This is a genomic window from Novosphingobium sp. Gsoil 351 (genome assembly GCF_009707465.1).
Taxonomy (GTDB): Bacteria; Pseudomonadota; Alphaproteobacteria; order Sphingomonadales; family Sphingomonadaceae; genus Novosphingobium.
On the sequence record NZ_CP046120.1, the window covers coordinates 2,242,975 to 2,262,568 of the forward strand.

Here is a 19,594-nt window from a genome sequence, read left to right on the forward strand (position 1 = left end):
CAACAGAACTTGCAGACATTCCGCTGCTGACCCAATTCCGCAGTACGCCACAGGGTTCAAGGCGGACCGAAGGGCAACTTCGATGGCATTTTCATCATCAGCAAACCTACCGACACTGACCTAGTCCACCTTGTCGGTTGCGTCCTTCGTGCGCTGCGTTGCGACCATGTAGAGCGCGACGACAATCGCTCCAAAAGGAAGGAGCGACAGCGCGTCTGCAAATGGTCCGCCGTAAAACGGATTGGATGTTTTCATGGCGGCGTCGATGCGCGCGCTCGTTTCAGTCAGGATCCCTGACATGAAAGCGATCGCAATTCCGGCGATCGCCCCCCCGGCGATATAGCCCGACGCAAGCAGCACACCGGGGCCCCGGTCCTCTTCCGCCTTGGCGTCGGCCGCGAACAGCGACCGGTCTCGGCGCTGGGCGCGCCGGTCGACCAGCCAGCGTACCATGCCGCCCACGAAGATCGGGCTGGAAGACGAAAGCGGCAGATAGACCCCCACCGCGAAGACCAGCGAGGGAACCCCTGTCATCTCGAGTGCCAACGCGATCATGGCTCCGAGCAGGACCAGGCCCCACGGGAGTTGATGGTTGAGTATGCCCTTGATGATGTACGACATCAGCGTCGCCTTGGGCGCATCGAACTTTTGAACGGGAGCGCCAGCGGCGGTGGTCCGATGCGTGCCGTTAATACCGGGATCGACCAGGAACGCCGGGGTTCCGGCAGCATCCACCAGATAGCGCTGCGGCGTGCCTGCCTTGTCGGCAAAACGCCGAACGCTGTATTCCGCCCCGTTCACCTTCTCCTTGGGCAAGGCGCTCAGTTCGGCCGGGGAGAGGGTCGGAAGTGCCGACGCCACCGGGCCGGCCTGCATCACTGGGACGAGGACGGTGCCGGCCTGGTTGAGCGCGAGCAACACTGGCCCCAGCGCAAGTGCCGAAGCCAGCGCCCCAACCATGATCGCGATCTGCTGCGACCGCGGCGTCGAACCGATCAGGAACCCGGTCTTCAGGTCCTGCGAAGTCGTGCCGCCATTCGATGAGGCGATGCAGACGATCGCGCCGACCGACAGCGCTGTGACGTAGTAATTGGGGCCGGTCCAGCCGAGCGCCAAGAACACCAGGCAAGTAACGAGCAGCGTTGCGACGGTCATCCCTGAGATCGGATTGGAGGTGGACCCGACCTCGCCGGTCAGCCGCGATGACACAGTGACGAACAGAAATCCCACGAAGATGATGAGCGCGGCACCGACCAAGTTCATGTGCAGCGGCCGGGCCAGCAGGATTGCTGCCATCAGCCCGATCAGCCCGATCGCGACAAACCTGGGCGACAGGTCACGGTCGGTCCGGGGCCGACTTTCCTCGGTGACGCGCTCGCCCGGTCGGCGCGTGGTCACGCTGCGCCATGCGCCTTTTATGCCCCCCGCAATCGTCGGTAGCGAGCGGATCATACTGACGATTCCGCCTGCGGCGACCGCGCCCGCGCCGATATACAGGACATAGGCCCCACGGACATCATCGGGCGACATTTCGCTAATCGGCATTGTCCCCGGAGACACGATGACGCCGGGGACGCCGAAGAACTTGATCGCGGGGATCAGGACAAGATATGCGAGGACCCCGCCCGCGCACATCGTCGCCGCCAGCCGCGGTCCGATGATGTAGCCCACGCCGAGCAGCTCAGGAGAGATCTCGGCTGCCACCGAGCCGCCGACGAACGGCTTGCCAAACAGGACCTGCGGCACGTCCTTCCACGACTTGAACGCGACCATCGCGATTTTGTAGACGATCCCGATCGCGAACCCGCCGAAGATCAGTCTGGCGCCGCGGGCTGCATCAATCCCGTCGTCAACGGCTGAATCAGTCCCGGCCGCAACCGCGCGATCCTGCGCCGAACATCCCGCCTTGAGCACTTCGGCGCAGGCGGTGCCCTCGGGATAGATCAGCTGTTCGTGCTGCTCGACGATCAGCGCGCGGCGCAGGGGGATCATCATCAAGATGCCCAGCAGCCCCCCGAGTACCGATACGAGCAGCACGCGTGCGATATCTAGATCGAAGCCCAGGATCATGATCGCGGGCATCGTTACGCCGACGCCGAATGCAATCGACTCGCCCGCAGACCCCGCGGTCTGGACTATGTTGTGCTCCAGGATTGTCGCATCGCGCCCGCCCAACTTGGCGATCAGGCGAAATACTGTCAGCGATATCACGGCGACGGGAATAGACGCGCTGACTGTCAACCCGACCTTAAGCACCAAATAGAGTGACGAGGCCCCGAAAACTATCCCGAGTACCGTGCCAAGAATTAGCGGAACCAGCGATAATTCGCGCATGTTTGCGCTGGCAGGGATGAAGGGTTCGGGCCGCGGCAACATGCTCTGCGAAAGATTCGGAGTGGCAGTCCCGCGCGCGGATTCATTCCTCAACTCAGGATCCTCTCGTCAATTGTTCGAGACTATGATGGACTTTTTGCCCACGGCAATTGAATAATTCCTAGATAGCTAGTTGACCGTGTCGAAGGCGCCGATCTGACGAACGTACCTGATCGGATTGCGGACACCCAATGCTCTGCGATATCTCAGGGCCACTCCTCCATAAGGGAGGCGGTTGCCGACACTCTGCCCTCAGGCGGCTGCCCTCTGGAAACGGACGTCCAGGTATTGTCTGTCTAATCGCAAAGATGTCTCGGCTGGGCACGGTTAGCGCTTGGTTGCCCACCCTGAGCCCATGACCGCGTGCCCCTCGGCCAGGGCCACCCATTGCCGCTTTTAGCGAACCGCCACACCGGCATTATATTTGGAACTGCCCGTCGCGGGGTGCCGCCACCTCAATGGCGCCTTTCGCGACGCTGATTGTTACCGGGGTTCGCGCTGCTATCTCGCCGTCGATCGAAATATCGAGCCGGGGCTGGGTGCCAAGCCGCATTTTGCGCCCCCGAAACTCACGTGTCGTGCCGTGCCTTCCGCGCAGCTTTGTCACCGTCGCGAACCAGCTCCAACCCAGACCCCATACGCTTTTCCCGGTGACGGCCTGAATGACAATCACTCCGCTATCAATTTCCTGACTCTCGACCATTTCGACTCCGCCGTGATGCGTGCCGTTGGCGATCCGAACCTCGGTCGCCCAGACTTTCTTGTGTCGCCCATCGTCGTACTCGACGGTCACTCGGAACGGCCGGAACTTGAACGCGCAGCGCGCCGCCCAGAGCAAATAACCGACCATACCCAGGTAGCGCTTCAACTTAGGAGGCACCGTCTCGGCGATCATCGGCGACAGGCCTATCGCCGCGGCATTGACGAAGAAATGTCCGTCGATGCAGCCAAGATCGATCCGCTTGCGCTCTCCATTGGCAATGACCGCGACCGCGCTGTCGATGTCCTTGGGAATTCCAAGCGTGCCCGCAAAGCTGTTGGCGGTGCCAAGCGGTACGATCGCGAACACGGTGTCTTTGCCCATGAAGGAACTGACGTTGGTCGACAGCGATCCGTCACCGCCACCCACGATCACCATCGGCGCCTGCGCGATTGCATCGCAAATGGTCGGCTCCATCTGGTCCGGATCGGTGATGGCGTGCGCGGCAAGGAGTTCGACTCCCGCGGCAGCCAGCTTGTCACGCACTTCGTCAAACGCTTCGGCACCACTGCGGCTCATGGAGTTGACGACGAGGATGGCTTGTTGGGGGAGGGGTGTCATCTCAGCCGTGCGTGGCACGCCCTCTATGCCCGCGCCAGTCCCGTGTAAGCTAGGAGCAGTCGTTCCGCGTCCAACGACGAAAACTTGCGTCAGTGGCCGCGTAACCCTGCCCTCCGGCACTGGGTCGAGGCGCGCCCAACATCGCGCAGCAACGCGGCTAAGCTAAACACGAAGCGATCCGTAGCGGTGCAGAGCATGAAATTAACGAACTCGCTCAATTATTTGACCGGCTTCATCCCTTAGGCATGACTCACCGACGCGATGAAGTATCGCGTTCATGGGGGATAATTGATGGATTACCGTGTTGCCGCGCTTGCGGCCGTCTTGCTTGCTTCGCCGGTCGCCGCACAGGCGCCTACTCCGACGGCCAACCCCAAGGTGCCCGCCACCGTTGTATTGCCCATGATGGTATCGCCCGCACAAAACGTCACCTTGATCCAGCAACAAGCAGCAAGCGATGTGTTGCGCGCGGGTTCACCTGTTCCCGTCGCTCTCTCCGAGTTTCTCACGACGAAGGGCAAGGCTCTCAAAGTCGGGCAACGTGTCCGTCTTGAAGTCGCACAGGACGTCATGATCAACGGTCGCCTCGCCATCCCGGCGCGCAGCCCTGTCGAGGGCGTTTTGACCGAAGTTCGCAACAAGGGGATGTGGGGCAAGTCCGGTGCGATACGGCTGCACATCAGCTCCGTGAGCATCAACGGCACGGCGATCAGGCTCACCGGCGACATGGACACCCGAGGTCAAACCGGCACCGCTGGGGTGGTGGGCTCTCTTGTCGTTCTTCCGATCGCAGGTTTCTTTGTAACTGGCACCAGCGCCGAGATGCCACTCAACATGCCAGGTCGCGCGTTCCTCGATCAGGACATCGCCCTGGCCGCCGCTCTCTGAGGATCACCAGTTCACTAGGCGCGCCTAACAACGGTGCGCCTAGTGGGCCTCATTTCTTGCTGTCCTATTCGCCCGGCGCGGCTCTACGTGGCTATGGGTGCCGTAGCCTGCATCGTGGTGCCATCGTTCTGAGCTACATACCGGGAAGAAGGCGACTGGCAGCGGCTGGCCTGGTGGATCCACGCCCACCTACCCTACTCCTACCTGACCTTCCTCAAGACCCATTTCGCGTTCAACATCGGCTGGCATGAGAATCCAACCCGCATCATTGACAGCCGAGCCAAGCCGCGAGCAATCCTAACCAAGCCGGGAATGGCCAACCACGATGGCAGTCACGCCGAAACGTGGGATGGCATTGTAACGGACAGCATGGTGAGCACTAAATAGACGCCGAGTGGACCGGGCGGGGGAGTAGCCCGCTTCGCCTGTCAACGGAGCCAAAGAGTTGTAAACTGCCAGGAGGATCTAGCGGCGCATACGACCTTTGGGGCGGGGGAGTGCCCGCGGCCGCTCGCGGTGAAAATCTTGCCGCTCGGGATTGAGCAAGCTGGCGAACCTCGTCTGAATGTAGTCGAGCGCCTGGCTGGTGCTATCGACCTGATCGTCATGAACCCGATTGGGAAAGCCAAGGAGTTCGTCGAGGTAAAGCGCAAGCCAGGGCGCGTCGCGCGGCAGGAAGATCCTGCCGGTCTCGAACATCACGGCCCGCGCCTGCATTCGCGCGACTTTGTCGATCTTGGGTCTATGGAGAATCGGTCTGCACACACTGGACGCACGCCGGAGGTGCTGCACCAGCCCACGGCCAAGGTCGGCGTCTTCAACCACGGTTACATGGACCCCGCAGCGTTGATGCACCTGCTCAATACGGCGGATGAGTTCGGGGGCTTCGAGACGGACACGCTCGACATGAAGCAAATGAGCCTCGTTCGCCCGGACGCCCCAGACTGTCGCGACTGACCAGTCAGAATTTTCTCCCAAGGTCGATGCGGTATCCCAGCTGGCAACACGTGTGGTGTAGTCGTCGGCCGGTTCCTCGTAATAGCGCAGCCAGCCTTTGCGCACGACAATGCCATCGTCAGGTACCGGTTGCTGTTGATATTGCGCGCTGAATGCGGTTTGGCCCATGATCCGGCGGCGGACTTCGAGCTCTGCTTGACCCATCCGCGAAGGCTGGATGTGCTCGCCCCGCGCGCGGTGGTAAATTTCGCCATGACCGATGTCCCAGGTTTCATCGGCGGTCGCTGTGGCGGGAACGACCAAAGTTTCCCACTGTTCCTGCCCGAGCATGTGGCCCGCCAGATCGTCATCATGGAGCCGCTGCATCACGCAGACGATGGCGCTTGCGCGTGGGTGGTTGAGGCGGGTTGAAACCGTGTGGTCGTAAGACTTCTTCACCCTGTCACGAGCGACCTTCGAATAGATCTCCTGCCCCTTGTTGGGGTCGTCGAGAATGATGAGATCAGCGCCTCGGCTCAGCACGCTGCCATTGATCGAGGTGGCGAGGCGGTACCCGCCAGTCGAGCTTGTCCACTCCATCTGCCGGTTGGGTACGACAGGGCGGCACGCTGGAAATACCCGCCGGAACCAGGCGCTACTGACCACCCGGTTGAACAGTACCGCCTGCGCCAGCGCCACATCCTTGTTATACGCCACCGCCATGATCCGGCAGCCCGGGTCATGACCCAGCCGCCAGGCACTATAGCCGACGCTGACCAGGATCGTCTTCATGCTGCGCGGGGGTAGGTTGACCATCAGCCGGCGGCAATCGCCTCGAGTTACCCGTCGCAAACGCTCGTTGATGAGATCGATATGCCAATTGTGCTCATAGGTCGTGCCCGGCTCGAGAGTTGCCATGACCCGGGCGATAAAGGTCGGATAGTCGATCCGGATCATGGCGTCGTAGAAGCTTTCAGGAAGTTCGATCACTTCGTACCGTGCCTCGCTGCGGGGACTTCCGCGTCAGATTTGTCGTTGCCCAGCAGCTGTTCTTGGGACAGATAGCGCTTCGCGAACCGGGCCAGGTCCGCCGGATCGACCGCCACCACCGGGTATTCAGGCTGGCTCGGCCCAGCGATCAGCTTCAACAGGTTGGCCAGACTCTTGGGGTCGCCCATGGCGGCGTCATTGACGAGTTTCTTGGCGATGATCTCGCGCTTGGTCAGGCGGACGCGTTTGCCGCCCTCGGAGATCATAACCATCTGATCGAGTTCCGCTTCGACCTGCTTGCGGATGTCCCGGTTTTTGGGCGGGCGACCGGCGGGATTGCCAGACTGCCCCTTCTTGAACCGGGCATGTTCCGGCGGGTTGCCGCCGCGGGCGGACTTGGGGCGAGCGGCGGCCATCAGACCTCCTCCCCCGCGGCGGCACCATCGTCGCCATCGGCTCGCAAAGGAACTGGATCGCCATCTTGAGCTCCGGGGATTCGCTCGCGGGTTATTTCGGCAAAGGTCTGGCCGGTTGCCTCCAGCACTGCCTCATTCCCGCTTAGCGCTTTCCACCGCCTGATCGTCGCATCGCAGTAGAGTGGATCGAGCTCGATCAGCCGCGCCTTGCGCCCGGTCCGCTCGGCCGCAATCAACGTGGTGCCATAACCTCCAAACGGATCGAGGATGATGTCACCGCGCCTCGAACAATCTCGGATCGCATCGGCAACCATGATCCACGGCTTGACCGTGGGATGGGCAGCAAGTTCTTCGTCGCGAGCCCGGTGGAAGCCAGCGTTACCCTTGTAATTCCAGACGTTCGTACGGTAGCGCCCAGTTTCGCCCAGCCCGAAATTGTTGATGTGCGGACCGGTGCCGTTCTTCCAAACAAAGATCAATTCGTGCTGGGATCTGAAAAAGGTCCCCATCGATGCCGAGGGCTTGGCCCACACGACCAATTGCTTAAGTTCGGTGTAGGCTTGGTTGCCTGCAGCCAGCATCTCGCCCATGTGCTTCCAGTTCATGCACTGGAAATGGATTGAGCCGTCGATGCTGTGTTGAGCACAGTGCCGGAATGCCCTCGTTAGAAAGGTGGTGAACCCCTCGGGGGACATCTCGCCCGCCGCCATCGCAAAGTCGCGGTGCTTGTGCTTGCCCTTGCTGGAGATGGCAGCCGCTGATTCGTTGTACGGGGAATCTGAAAACACCATCCCCGCTTTTTCGCCGCCCATTAACGTGACGTACGTCTCCGCTTCGAGGGAGTTGCCGCAGATGAGGCGGTGCGTACCCAGGAGCCACACATCCCCCAGCCTGGTGATAGCCACTTCGCTCTCATTCGGGGGACCAGAGAGGCCATCCTTTTCCGGCTGAGGAGCGCATAAGAGATCGTCGATCTCGCTGGTCGCAAACCCCGACAGCTCGATCTTGAGGTCGAGATCGAGTTCTCCCAATTCGGACAATTCGATCCTGAGCACATCGAGATCGAACTCGGACTGTTCGGCGATCTTGTTGTCCGCGATTGCGTACAGCCGCAGCTGCTCTGGACTGAGATGTTCCAGTTCGATCACCGGAACCACGGTCATCCCCAGCGCTGTAGCTGCCAGCCATCGCCCGTACCCACTGACTATCTGGCCGGCGTGGTTGATCAGGATCGGGTTAACGAAGCCGTGCTCGCGTATGGATGCGCCAATAGCCGCGATCTGTCGTTTATTGTGCTTGCGCAAGATTCGGGCGGGCGGCTTCACATGGGCAAGAGCGCGGTAGGTGACGTTGATACGCAGGTTGCTTTGGAAGTGATTGTTCAATGCCGCGGTCGGGGTTGAGCCCTCGACTGGGTTTGCGAATTGAACCCGCTTGCGGATGTTAGTCTTTTTGGGTGTCACGGGCTTGTCCTTCGGGTCGGTCGAGCAGCCAGGACAGAATCGGGTAGACCATAATGAAATGGTCGGTCCGGTCGCTATCTTTGCTGCCCACATGCCCGAAGTGACAAGCGGAATGCCTCCATTCGCCGCTCGCGGAGCTCAGGAGACCCCCCACATAGCACGGTATTGTCACGGTGCAAAATAAATTGTACATGAATTCTGCAAATATACCCGACGTACAATTCTAATACTGCTACGATTAAAGTGTTTGTCGAGAGTTGTGGCTCTGATTTCGGAAAAATGTGCCCTGTTAATTGTGCTTGATATCAGCCAAGTACTTGAGCGAGTTGGGATTCGCGAGACGGGATGAAAGGCTTCCCCTGTTTTGCCTTATGAAACAGGGGTCAGATCGCCTCTGGCAGCGATGTTGCTGCCCTGTTAGCGCCTTCATAAAGAAGGCCCCCGCTTTGCTCTGCAGCTCCCTGTTCCTTGGGCGTTTCGCACAGCAACGCGCTCAAAGCAGGCAACCAAGGTAACCTTCCCACGCTAGTTGGAGCTCAACGATCCTGCCGAGGGCCACCCAGCAGCGACTCAGCGCGACGATTGTTCAACACACAACCGCGCCATCGCCGACCCTGGTCCGAGGGGTGCAGGTCAGATCGACTCAACAGGGTCGACGCCTACGGCGAGCGCGTTACAGAGCAACCCATGTCACTCGTTGATCCCGCCTCTGACTGGATACCTCACACTGATCCGTTCGCGCTGTTCGACGCCTGGTTCGCTGAGGCGCGGGCGAGCGAGCTGAACGATCCCAACGCCATGGCCTTGGCGACCGCCACACCAGCGGGCGCGCCCTCGGTGCGGATGGTGCTGCTCAAGGGACATGGTCCTGATGGCTTCGTGTTCTACACCAATTTCGAGAGCCGCAAGGGACACGAGCTGGCGGCGAACCCGCAAGCAGCGCTGCTGTTCCACTGGAAGTCGCTGCGCCGCCAGGTGCGGGTCGAAGGACGGATCGAGGAAGTGACCGCGGCCGAGGCGGACGCCTATTTCGCCAGCCGCCACCCCGTCTCGCGATTGGGCTCGGCCGCCTCGGACCAGTCGCGCCCGTTGCCGGATCGCGAAACCTATCTGGCGCGGGTCGAGGCGTTGCGCGCGCAGTATCCTGACGGCGACGTCCCGCGCCCGCCCCACTGGTCCGGCTATCGGGTGATTCCGGCGGCGATCGAGTTCTGGGTCGACCGCGACCACAGGCTGCACGAACGGCGCCGGTTCGTCCGCGAAAACGCGAATGCACCATGGTCCAGTACGCTGCTTTATCCTTAATGTCCGCCCCCGCACTCAACATCCGCGCCGCGTTCGCTTCGATCAGCGTGGCATTGCTGCTGCTGGGGATGAAGGCGTGGGCGGTGTGGGCCACGGGCTCGACCGCGATGCTCGGCAGCCTGGCCGATACCGCGCTCGACCTGATCGCCAGCCTGGCGACGCTGGCGGGTGTGTGGATCGCGGCGCAGCCCGCCGACGAGGAGCACCGTTTCGGCCACGGCAAGGCCGAGGCGCTGGCAGCCATGTTCCAGGTGGTGCTAATCTCGCTGTCTGCGTTTGGGCTAGCAGTCCGCGCAATCCAGCAGTGGATTGGTGGAGGACGCACCGAGGCGGCGCAGGAGGGCATCCTCGTCTCGGCCATCGCGATGGTCGCGACACTGGCGCTGATCGCCTATCAGCGGTTCGTGATCGCGCGCACCGGTTCGATCGCCATCAGCACCGATCACGTCCACTACCAGTCCGATCTGCTGCTCAACCTCGCGGTGATCGCAGCGCTCGCGCTCGATCAATATGCCGACATTTCCGGCGCCGATCCGTTCTTCGCGCTAGCCATCGCGGTGTGGCTGGGGTGGGGGGCGTGGAACGCTTCGCAGGCCGCGATCGAGCAGTTGATGGACCGCGAGTGGCCCGAGGCGCAGCGCGAGGCGTTTCTCGCGGTGCTCGCCCAGCATCCTGAGCTGCGCGGGGTCCACGATTTGCGCACCCGGACCAGCGGCAATCACGATTTCGTCCAGTTCCACGCCGCGGTGGACGGGCGTATGACGGTCGCCCAGGCGCATCGGGTAATGGATGAGATCGAGGCACGGCTCGAGCAATCGTTTCCCGGCGTCGAGGTGCTGATCCATCCCGATCCGGAGGGGTTGGTCGACGAGCAGGGCCACGCCGCCGAAGAATTGCTGCCTACTGCACTGGCTGCTGCGGGCGCTACAGAGGGGAAAGACTGATGCCGACCGTTCCCTACTGGCATGTCGATGCCTTCGCCGACCGCGCCTTCGCGGGCAACCAGGCCGCGGTGATGATCCTCGAGGAATGGCCCGACGATGCGGTTCTCGCCGCGATCGGCGCGGAGAACCTGTTCGCCGAAACCGCGTTCCTCGTTCGCGACCACGCCGGTCCCGCCGACTGGGAGCTGCGCTGGTTCACGCCCGCGGTCGAGATCCGCCTGTGCGGCCACGCCACGCTGGCATCGGGTCATGTGCTGCTAGGCCGCGACGGGGGCGAGCGGGTGGTGTTCCGCACGCGCCTTGCCGGGTTGCTGGAGGTGCGGCACGAGGCGGCGGGCTATGCGCTGGCGCTGCCCGCGATCGGGGTCGAGCCGGGCAATTGGCCCGAGGCGGTTGCCGCGCTCGGCGGCGCGGCGCCGCAAAAGGTCTGGCGCAATCCCGATCGCTACAACGTGTTCCTTTACGAAAGCGCCGCGCAGGTCGCCGCGCTTGCCCCCGATTTCGGGGCGCTCGCCGCGCTCGGCGACCACCAGTTCATCTGCACCGCCCCCGGCGCGGGCCATGCCAGCGGCGCCGACGTGGTCAGCCGGGTGTTCGTGCCGGGTGCGGGTGTGGACGAGGACAGCGTGACCGGGTCAGCGCACGCGGTCCTCACACCGCTGTGGGCCGACCTGCTCGGCCGGAGCGAATTCAGCGCACACCAGGCCTCGGCGCGGGGCGGCTCACTGACCTGCCGGCTGGAGGGCGAGACCGCTTGGCTCGGCGGCCCGTGCGTGACCGTGGTCGAGGGCAGCTTTACGTTCTAGCGCGCGTAGAGCGCCACGATCCGCGCGATCCGTTCGCGCACCGGAATGAGCTTGTCCTCGTCGGTGCGGCCCAGCCGGACCACGGTCAGCTTCTGGCGCGGGGCGATCACCACGTATTGGCCGAGGTGACCCTGTGCGGCGAAGACGCTGGCGGGTGCGCCCGGGAATTCGGGCTTCCCCCGCGCTCGCCATTGGCGGCCTGGGGCCGATTGAGCCAGGTTTGCGCGCCGTAGCCGGGATTGCGCGGATTGGGGGTGGTCATGAACTCTATCCACGCGCGCGGGACGAGTTGCACGCCCTTGACCGCACCACCATTGCGCAGAAATTCCCCGAATTTCGCCCAGTCGCGCGCGGTGGCGTGGATCAGGCTGCCGCCGATCAACGTGCCTGAGCGGTCGAATTCGGGCAGCGCGCTGGTCATTCCGGCCGGTTCGAACAGGCGGTTGCGCAAATAGTCGGCCATCGCCCGGCGGCGCAGCACGGGGTCGGTGCCGGCGGTCAACGCACGGGTGGCGATGTCGGCCAGGATCACCGTCGTGTTCGAGGAATACTCCCAGTGCCGTCCCGGCTCGGCCTCGAGCGGTTGGGCTTCGGCATAGGCGGCCATGTCGTCACGCCCGTCGAGAAACAGCATCCGCACCTCGCCCGATTCGTAGATCGGATTGCCCGCCTCGGTGTGGTGCAGCCCCGAACGCATCTGGAGCAACTGGCGCAGCGTGATCTCGCCGCGCGGATCACCAGGACGCTGCCAGGCGGGGACCGGCGCGGGCTGATCGAGCTGGAGCCGGCCGTCCGCGATCAGCATCCCGATCATCACGGCGGTGATCGTCTTGGCCATCGACCAGCTGATGAAGCGCGTGTTCTCGTGATAGCCAGGAGCGTAGCGTTCGGCGACGGTCTGGCCGCCCTGCACGACGATCACGGCCCGCGTTTCGTCCTCGGCCAGCGGTGTGAATAGATCGTCGATCCGCCGGGCCAGCGCCTCGCGCGGCACGCCGGGCTTCGCGACTACCGCCGCCAGCGCCGCCTCGCTCAACGGCGGAGGCGTCGGCGCGGTCGCGGGCGTGCAGCCGTTAAGCGCTGGCACCAACGCCAGCACAACGATAAGGAACGCGCGAACCTGGGCCATCGGCCCGCCCCTGTCGCAACGGGACCCGCATGGCAACCGCAAACCCCGCCGCGCCCACGCCTCGTCGCGCGCACCGCCGCCGTCGCCTGTGGGCGCTGCTCGCGCTTGTCGCGCTGGCCGCGCTGCTCGCCGCGTTCTGGCGTCCGCTGACTGGCTATGCCCGCGTCGGCGCAGCCTATGGCGCGCATGTCGGCTGTTCGTGCCGCTATGCCGGGGGGCGTACGCTGAAGGACTGCGCCAAGGACTTCGAGCCCGGCATGGAGCTCGTCTCGCTCAGCGAGGACCGCAAGGCGCGCTCGGTCACCGCGCGCTTTCCGCTGCTCGGCGGCGCGACCGCGACCTACCACGAAGGCTGGGGCTGCGTGCTCGAACCGTGGCGCGGTTGAGCGCATTGTAGTCGAGGCGAGCCCCGCCGGATAGAAAAGCACGTGCGCTGTGATACAGCGCACTGGCCAGACGCGGCCCAGCCGCTTTGCTGGAGCCAGCGTGGCCGGTCCGCGCCTTGGATTGGGGACGCCATGGCATCACTCGCCCGCCTGCTGTTCCAGCGCTTCGCGGACTCCCGCGACGAGCAGCGCTATCGGCTCGAGCTGCGCCAGCGGCAAACCAAGTTCATCCGCGCGTTGATGTTCATCGGCGCGGCGATGCTGTCTGTCTACGTCATCCTCGCGCCGCTCTACTTGTCGCTGGCGGCAACCTTCGCGGTGCTGCTCTCGACCGTGGCGATGGCTCCGCTGCTAGCGTTTTACGCGTGGTACGTCGGCCGCCCCGGCTATGCCGCCAATCGCTGGGTCGAGATCGGCTTCTTCGCGCTGATGGAGCCGCTCCATCTCTATTACATCTACACCCTGCACAGCACCGGGGTGACCGGATGGCCGTTCTACGGCGTGCTATGCTACAACCAGATGCTGTTGCTGAGCTTCGCCAGCCTGGCCTTCGCCGCGTCGGTTCGCCAGTTCCTGATCTGGACCACGATCACGGTGGCCATGGTCCTCGCGCTGCTGGTTTCGATCGGCTACCCCTCGAACGTCGTCGCATACACGACCGCGTTTTACGCCCCGTTCGCCTGCCTGGTCGGCTACATCAACTGGGCCAGCGACGACAAGGCGCGGGCGCTGTTCGAGGCCGGCACGCGGCTAGATGCCGAAAAGCGCAAGTCCGACGCGTTGCTCTACAACGTGCTGCCGCAAAGCATCGCCCAGCGTCTGCAATCGGGCGAGGCGGTGGCCGACGCGTTCCCGGAAGTAACGATCGTGTTCGTCGACATCGTCGGCTTCACCCGGATGAGCCAGGCGATGGACGCGGGCCAGGTGGTGACCCTGCTCAACGCCTATTTTCACAAGGCCGACGCGGGCTGCGACCTGTTCGGGATCGAGAAGGTCAAGACCATCGGCGATGCCTATATGGCGGTCGCGGGCGCGATCGTGCCCACGCCCAAGCCGGCCAAGGCGGTGGTCGATTTCGCGTGCTATCTGATCGGCGCGACGCGGGACATAAGCCGCGAGTTCGGGCTCGATTTCAAGCTCCACATCGGGATCAACACCGGACCGGTGGTCGGCGGGGTGATCGCGGGCAAGAAGATGCTCTACGATTACTGGGGTGACGCGATCAACGTCGCGAGCCGCCTCGAAGGTGCGGCCCCGCCCAACGGGATCACGGTCAGCCAGGCGACATACGACGCTACGAAGGACTCCTGTCGCTACCACCCGCCGCGCCCGGTAACGCTCAAGGGAATCGGCGAGGTTCCGGTCTACGACGTGGATCTGGGCTGATTGATCCTCTCCCGGGACGGGGAGGTGGCAGCCCGCAGGGCGGACGGAGCGGCGGGCAGTCCCAGCTAACGCGGCAAAAGGGCGCTAGCCACTCGACCACCCTTCGGGCGCTCCCGCTCCTGTGCCGGGAAGGATCGGACCATTGGATTCGCATGGATTCTTGACGAGGAGTCACGCCTGCGCGCATGATGCGGCCTGACAAGGGGATGGTCATGGCTTCACGTGCGATCATCGCGACAGGGCGCGGCACGCCTTCCAACTGGCGCGCGGCGCTGCGCCGTTCGGCACTGCGCGCGGGCGAACTCGGCGGCGCCTGCGCGCTGTTCGGGCTGATGTTGTTCCTCGGGCTGGCGTTGGCCAGCTACCACCAGACCGATCCCTCGATCAGCACCGCTGCCGGCGGCGAGGTTGCCAACTGGATGGGCGCGCCCGGCGCCTGGGCGGCCGAGCGGATGCTGTTCGCGTTCGGGCTGCCTTCGCTGCTGGTGCTGCCGCTGATCTATCTCGAGGCGCGCCAGCTGTGGGCGTTGTCAGACGCCGCGGATGGCGACGAGGCGCTGCCCAGCCCGCGCTGGTGGCGTCTGTTCGGGATGCTGCTGCTGGCGATGGCGCTGCTCGGCACGGTGCTGGCGCTGGTCTTCGATACGCCGGGCGGCTCGCTTCCGGCCTCGCTCGGCGGGGTCGCGGGCTTGCTCGGGGCGAAGGCGATCGCCGCATTTGCCGCGCTGCTTCCCCCGGCGGCGCGGGGCTGGACCACGTTCGGCCTGGCGCTGGCGACGCTGGCCGGTGGCGCGCTGCTGGCGGGCCGCGTGCTGCAACTCGAATGGCGCGCGCTGCTGCGGATGCCCGCGTTCTTCCGCCGCCCGCACCGCGATCCCGGCGGCGCCCCCGCACTTTCGCCGCGCCGCGAGCGCAAGGCAGCGCGGCGCGCGGCGGCCGAGGACGCGCCCGCGCTGCCCGAACGCAAGCCGCCCGAGATCGCCGATACCCGCGCCCCGCCCAAGCAGGCCCAGCTTACCGCCAAAAGCCGCCAGACCGACCTGTTCGCGGCGTTCGAGCTGCCCAGCCTCGACCTCCTCGCCGACCCCCCGCCGCAGCCACCCAACAAGCTCGACAAGCTGGCGCTGGAGCGCAACGCCCGCTTGCTCGAAACCGTGCTCGACGATTTCAACGTCAAGGGCGAGATCGCCGCGGTCCGCACCGGCCCGGTGGTGACGATGTACGAACTCGAACCCGCGCCCGGCGTGAAGGCCAGCCGGGTGATCGGGCTGGCCGAGGACATCGCCCGCAACATGAGCGCGATCAGCGCGCGCGTCTCGTCGATCCCCGGGCGTACGGTGATGGGGATCGAGCTGCCCAACGCCGACCGCCAGATGGTCGCGTTCAAGGAGCTCGCCGCCTGCGACGCGTTCGTCACCTCGAAGGCGCTTCTCCCGATCATCCTCGGCAAGGATATCTCGGGAGAGCCGATCGTCGCCGATCTTGCGGCGATGCCCCACCTGCTCGTCGCCGGGACCACCGGTTCGGGCAAGTCGGTCGGGCTCAACACGATCCTGCTGTCGCTGCTCTATCGCCTCACGCCCGACGAGCTGCGACTGATCCTGATCGATCCCAAGGTGCTCGAGCTCAAGAGCTACGACGACATCCCGCACCTGCTCAGCCCGGTGGTGACCGAACCGGCCAAGTCGGTCCGCGCGCTCAAATGGGCGGTCGAGGAGATGGAGCGGCGCTATCGCCAGATGAGCAGCATCGGCGTGCGCAATCTTTCCGGCTTCAACGACAAGGTCAGGACCGCCGCTGCCAAGGGCAAGCCGCTGGGCCGCCGCATCCAGATCGGGTTCGATCCCGATAGCGGCGAGGAACTGTTCGAGGAACAGCAGCTCGATTACCAGCCGCTGCCCCAGATCGTGGTGATCGTCGACGAACTCGCCGACCTGATGGTCACGATCGGCAAGGAGATCGAGGTGCTGATTCAGCGGCTCAGCCAGAAGAGCCGTGCCGCGGGCATCCACCTGATCATGGCCACCCAGCGTCCGTCGGTCGACGTCATCACCGGGGTGATCAAAGCCAACCTCCCGACCCGGATCAGCTTTGCCGTGACCAGCCGGATCGACAGCCGCACGATCCTGGGCGAGCAGGGTGCCGAGCAGCTGCTGGGCAAGGGCGACATGCTCTACAAGCCCAACACGGCCCCGGTGATGCGCGTCCATGGTCCGTTCGTGAGCGATGAGGAAGTCGAAAGCGTCGCCGATCACTGGCGCGGCCAGGGTTCGCCGGCCTACGTCGATTCGGTCACCGAAGAGCCCGAGGACGGTGGGTTTGGCTTCGACGATCTCGACGCCACCGCCAGCGACGCCCCCGAGGAACGCAAGTATCGCCAGGTCTGCCAGATCGTGTTCGAAAGCCAGAAAGCCAGCGCGAGCTGGATCCAGCGCCAGATGGGCGTGGGCTACAACACCGCGGCGAAATGGATCGAGCGCATGGAGGCGGACGGCTTCGTCGGCCCGTCGAACCACGTCGGGCGGCGCGAGATCTACCGGGACAAGGATGGCTCGCCGCTGTGAGGGTGGCGCGCGGATTTTGAAGAAGACACCAGATGACCAACCCGCGGTACATCCGCCGGACGCTGGAGGCGGCGCTGCGGGGGGGACGCCTTCATCCGAGGTAGGAATCGGGTCCCCGACGGGCTAACCCTTTCCACAATGCCCGACGCCCCCACCGCCACCTCGCTTCTGCGCGACGGGTTCCTCCTGCTCGGCTCGGCGTTGGCGTTCGTGCTGCTGTTCCGGCGGCTCGGCCTCGGCGCCACACTGGGCTACCTCGTCGCGGGCGCCGTCATGGGTCCACATGTGCTCGGGCTGGTCGGCGACGCCGAGGGCAAGATCGGGATCGCCGAGCTGGGGATCACCCTGCTGCTGTTCGTGGTCGGGCTCGAGCTGGCGCCCGCGCGGCTGTGGCGCTTGCGGCATTCGATCTTCCTGTTCGGCACCAGCCAGGTCTTGCTGAGCGGGCTGGCGCTGGCCCTGGTGATCGGGCTGGCGACGCGGTTCAGCTGGGCCGCCGCGCTCGCGCTGGGGCTGCCGCTGGCGCTGTCGTCGACCGCGCAGGTGCTGCCACTGCTCCAATCCGCCGGGCGCCTGCGCACCCCGTTTGGCGAGCGCGCTTTCGCGATCCTCCTGTTCCAGGACCTCTCGATCATCCCGCTGATCACGGTGATCGCGGCGATGAGCCGCAATCCCGCCGACGCCGGCGGGCCGCCCGGGTGGTTGCTTGGGCTCTACACCGTCGCCGCTATCGTCGGGCTGGTCGCGGCCGGCCGCTTCGTGATCCGTCCGCTGTTCGGGCTGATCGGCAATCTCGGCGAGCGCGAGATGTTCGTCGTCGCGGCGCTGTTCACCGTCGTCGCCAGCGCCGCGTTGATGGAGGCGCTGGGGCTGTCGACCGCGCTCGGCGCGTTCGTCGCCGGGGTGATGCTCGCCGATTCGCCCTATCGCCACGAGCTCGAGGCTGATGTCGAGCCGTTCCGATCGATCCTGCTCGGGCTGTTCTTCCTCGCGGTGGGGATGATGCTCGATCTCCCCGCGATTGCGCGCAGCCCGCTGTTCGTCGTGACGATGGCGCTCGCGCTGATCGCGATCAAGGCCGGGATCGTCTTTTCCATCGCGCTGGCCTTCCGGATGACGTGGCGCGGCGCGCTGGCGCTGGGGCTGCTGCTCAGCCAGGGCGGCGAGTTCGGCTTCGTCCTGTTCGCACAGGCGCAGAGCGCGCTCCTGATCAGCGGCGAGGCGGCGAGCCAGTTCGGCGCGATCGTCACCCTGTCGATGGCCAGCACTCCGTTCCTGATGATGGCGACGGCCAAGCTGCGCGAGGCGCCGACGATCCGCGAGACGCGAGAGGAGCCCAAGCACGATGGCGCCAACGCGTTGATCGTCGGCTACGGACGATTCGGGCAGACGGTGGCGCAGATCCTGATCGCCGCGGACATTCCGGTGACCCTGATCGACAGCGACGTCGAAATGATCGACGTCGCCGGCCATTTCGGCGCCAAGGTCTATTTCGGCGACGGCACCCGGCTCGACCTGCTGCGCCAGGCGGGCGCGGCCGAGGCCGAACTGATCTGCTTCTGCATCGATGGCGAGCAACTGACCCCCGACATCGTCGAGGCGGTCCACACCGCGTTCCCCAATGCCGCGCTCTTTGCGCGCGCCTACGATCGCCGCTCGGTGATCCTGCTCAAGCCGACCCCGGTCAAATTCGTGGTCCGAGAGGTCTACGAAAGCGCGGTGCGGATGGGCCGCCTGGCGCTCGAGGAACTCGGCGCGAGCGAGGAAGCGATCGATCGCGCGGAAACGATGTACCGGGCCCGCGACAAGGAGCGGCTCAAGCTCCAGATCGAAAGCGGGGACGTGAGCGCCGCACGCGACCGGATCATCGTCCAGCCCCAGCGCGAGGGGCGGTAGGGGCAAACTCGGAATTGGATTGAGGGCTTACTTGTCCGGAAGCGGCCAGCCGACGCGCTTCATCTCGAAGCTGTCCGAATTGCGCACGTAGTGCCCGCTGCCATGCTGGCGGCCCAACAACTTCATCGCCTGCGTATCGATCCGCGGCCTTGCAGGGTCGCCGCCCAGGAACTCATCGGCGATGTGGATCGCCAGGATTTCACCCAGCACCACGGTGCTGCGCGGGCTGGCGTCGATGATCTGGAACGTCCGGCACTCGAAGCTGACCGGGGCGCTGGCGATCAGCGGGGGGACGACATGGAGCGCGGGCGTAGTGGCGATCCCGGAGTAGGCGATCTCGTCCTCGCCCGGCGGGGCATCGGCGGCGGTCAGGTTCATCGCCGCGGCGTCGGCCTCGCCGACCAGCGCGATGGTGAACTCGCCGGTGGCGCGGATCAGACGCGCGGTGTCCTTGTCGCCTCCGCGCGCGTGGTGCGCCATCAGCCCGAGCACGACCAGCGGCGGATCGTCGGACAGCGCGTTGAAGAACGAATGCGGCGCGCAGTTGCGCGTGCCGTCGGGCGCTTGCGTCACCACCCACGCGATCGGTCGCGGGGTGACGGTGTTGACGATCAGGCGATAGCGATCCGCGGGCGAAAGCGCGGCCATGTCCCAGTGCATGGGTGCCGCTTAGCCATGGATCGTGGACAAGGCGAGCGTTGCGCGCATGTCACGCCTCGATGACAATCCGCTGCGTTGCAGCAGGACGCACTTGCCGAAAGCGGGCGCAGGTCGCAGCGTGGGTGCAACAG

General features: G+C 64.7%; 15 protein-coding genes. 8 read left to right on the forward strand and 7 right to left on the reverse strand.

The features are described from left to right. Positions 1–120: 120 nt before the first annotated feature. Both GKE62_RS10835 and GKE62_RS10840 read right to left on the reverse strand, forming a co-directional pair. Positions 121–2,376 (reverse strand): OPT family oligopeptide transporter, encoded by a 2,256-nt coding sequence (locus GKE62_RS10835; RefSeq protein ID WP_154693679.1) that lies wholly within the window; start codon positions 2,374–2,376, stop codon positions 121–123. 415 nt (positions 2,377–2,791) lie between these two features. Then, the gene (locus tag GKE62_RS10840; RefSeq protein WP_154692257.1) at positions 2,792–3,694 is read right to left on the reverse strand and encodes a diacylglycerol kinase family protein; all 903 of its coding nucleotides are present in this window, start codon (positions 3,692–3,694) and stop codon (positions 2,792–2,794) included. A 291-nt stretch (positions 3,695–3,985) separates the two neighbouring features. On the opposite strand from GKE62_RS10840, the gene GKE62_RS10845 reads away from it, so the two are divergent. Beyond that, on the forward strand, positions 3,986–4,582 hold the full coding sequence (locus tag GKE62_RS10845) for a hypothetical protein (RefSeq protein WP_154692258.1): 597 nt from the start codon (positions 3,986–3,988) through the stop codon (positions 4,580–4,582). Positions 4,583–5,047: 465 nt separating this feature from the next. On the opposite strand, the gene terL is transcribed toward GKE62_RS10845, so the two are convergent. Genes terL through GKE62_RS10860 form a run of 3 tightly spaced genes read right to left on the reverse strand, consistent with a single transcriptional unit; the run spans position 5,048 to position 8,387 of the window. Further along, positions 5,048–6,508 carry a phage terminase large subunit gene (gene terL / locus GKE62_RS10850; RefSeq protein WP_154692259.1) on the reverse strand — a complete coding sequence of 487 codons (1,461 nt, stop codon included), beginning with the start codon at positions 6,506–6,508 and terminating at the stop codon, positions 5,048–5,050. Continuing rightward, complete coding sequence (locus GKE62_RS10855; protein ID WP_154692260.1) at positions 6,505–6,924, reverse strand: DUF5681 domain-containing protein; 420 nt, start codon at positions 6,922–6,924, stop codon at positions 6,505–6,507. The genes terL and GKE62_RS10855 overlap by 4 nt, the downstream gene beginning before the upstream one ends. Continuing rightward, positions 6,924–8,387, reverse strand: coding sequence for a DNA methyltransferase (locus tag GKE62_RS10860; protein WP_230206639.1), 1,464 nt, complete (start codon positions 8,385–8,387; stop codon positions 6,924–6,926). The genes GKE62_RS10855 and GKE62_RS10860 overlap by 1 nt, the downstream gene beginning before the upstream one ends. A 687-nt stretch (positions 8,388–9,074) precedes the next feature. On the opposite strand from GKE62_RS10860, the gene pdxH reads away from it, so the two are divergent. Genes pdxH through GKE62_RS10875 form a run of 3 tightly spaced genes read left to right on the forward strand, consistent with a single transcriptional unit; the run spans position 9,075 to position 11,442 of the window. Next, positions 9,075–9,692, forward strand: a complete 618-nt coding sequence (gene pdxH, locus GKE62_RS10865) for a pyridoxamine 5'-phosphate oxidase (protein WP_154692262.1) — start codon at positions 9,075–9,077, stop codon at positions 9,690–9,692. Beyond that, a complete protein-coding gene (locus GKE62_RS10870) occupies positions 9,692–10,636 on the forward strand; it encodes a cation diffusion facilitator family transporter (protein ID WP_154692263.1) in 945 nt (314 codons plus the stop codon). The genes pdxH and GKE62_RS10870 overlap by 1 nt, the downstream gene beginning before the upstream one ends. Continuing rightward, on the forward strand, positions 10,636–11,442 hold the full coding sequence (locus tag GKE62_RS10875) for a PhzF family phenazine biosynthesis protein (protein WP_154692264.1): 807 nt from the start codon (positions 10,636–10,638) through the stop codon (positions 11,440–11,442). The genes GKE62_RS10870 and GKE62_RS10875 overlap by 1 nt, the downstream gene beginning before the upstream one ends. A gap of 106 nt (positions 11,443–11,548) precedes the next feature. Here the strand turns inward: GKE62_RS10875 and GKE62_RS10880 are convergent, their stop codons facing one another. Next, positions 11,549–12,571, reverse strand: coding sequence for a serine hydrolase domain-containing protein (locus GKE62_RS10880; protein ID WP_370515995.1), 1,023 nt, complete (start codon positions 12,569–12,571; stop codon positions 11,549–11,551). Positions 12,572–12,600: 29 nt separating this feature from the next. Here GKE62_RS10880 and GKE62_RS10885 point away from each other — a divergent pair, with 29 nt between their 5' ends. The 4 genes from GKE62_RS10885 to GKE62_RS10900 all read left to right on the forward strand — a co-directional run bounded on the left by GKE62_RS10885 (position 12,601) and on the right by GKE62_RS10900 (position 18,803). Next, positions 12,601–12,957: a hypothetical protein gene (locus GKE62_RS10885; RefSeq protein WP_154692265.1), complete on the forward strand. Its 357-nt coding sequence runs from the start codon at positions 12,601–12,603 to the stop codon at positions 12,955–12,957. A gap of 132 nt (positions 12,958–13,089) precedes the next feature. After that, positions 13,090–14,343, forward strand: coding sequence for an adenylate/guanylate cyclase domain-containing protein (locus GKE62_RS10890; RefSeq protein WP_154692266.1), 1,254 nt, complete (start codon positions 13,090–13,092; stop codon positions 14,341–14,343). A 212-nt stretch (positions 14,344–14,555) separates the two neighbouring features. Next, positions 14,556–16,907, forward strand: a complete 2,352-nt coding sequence (locus GKE62_RS10895; protein ID WP_154692267.1) for a DNA translocase FtsK 4TM domain-containing protein — start codon at positions 14,556–14,558, stop codon at positions 16,905–16,907. A gap of 138 nt (positions 16,908–17,045) precedes the next feature. Continuing rightward, entirely contained in the window at positions 17,046–18,803 is a 1,758-nt protein-coding gene (locus tag GKE62_RS10900) for a cation:proton antiporter (RefSeq protein WP_154692268.1), read from the forward strand. Between the two features lie 27 nt (positions 18,804–18,830). Here the strand turns inward: GKE62_RS10900 and GKE62_RS10905 are convergent, their stop codons facing one another. Then, on the reverse strand, positions 18,831–19,463 hold the full coding sequence (locus GKE62_RS10905; protein WP_154692269.1) for a flavin reductase family protein: 633 nt from the start codon (positions 19,461–19,463) through the stop codon (positions 18,831–18,833). Positions 19,464–19,594: the final 131 nt, after the last annotated feature.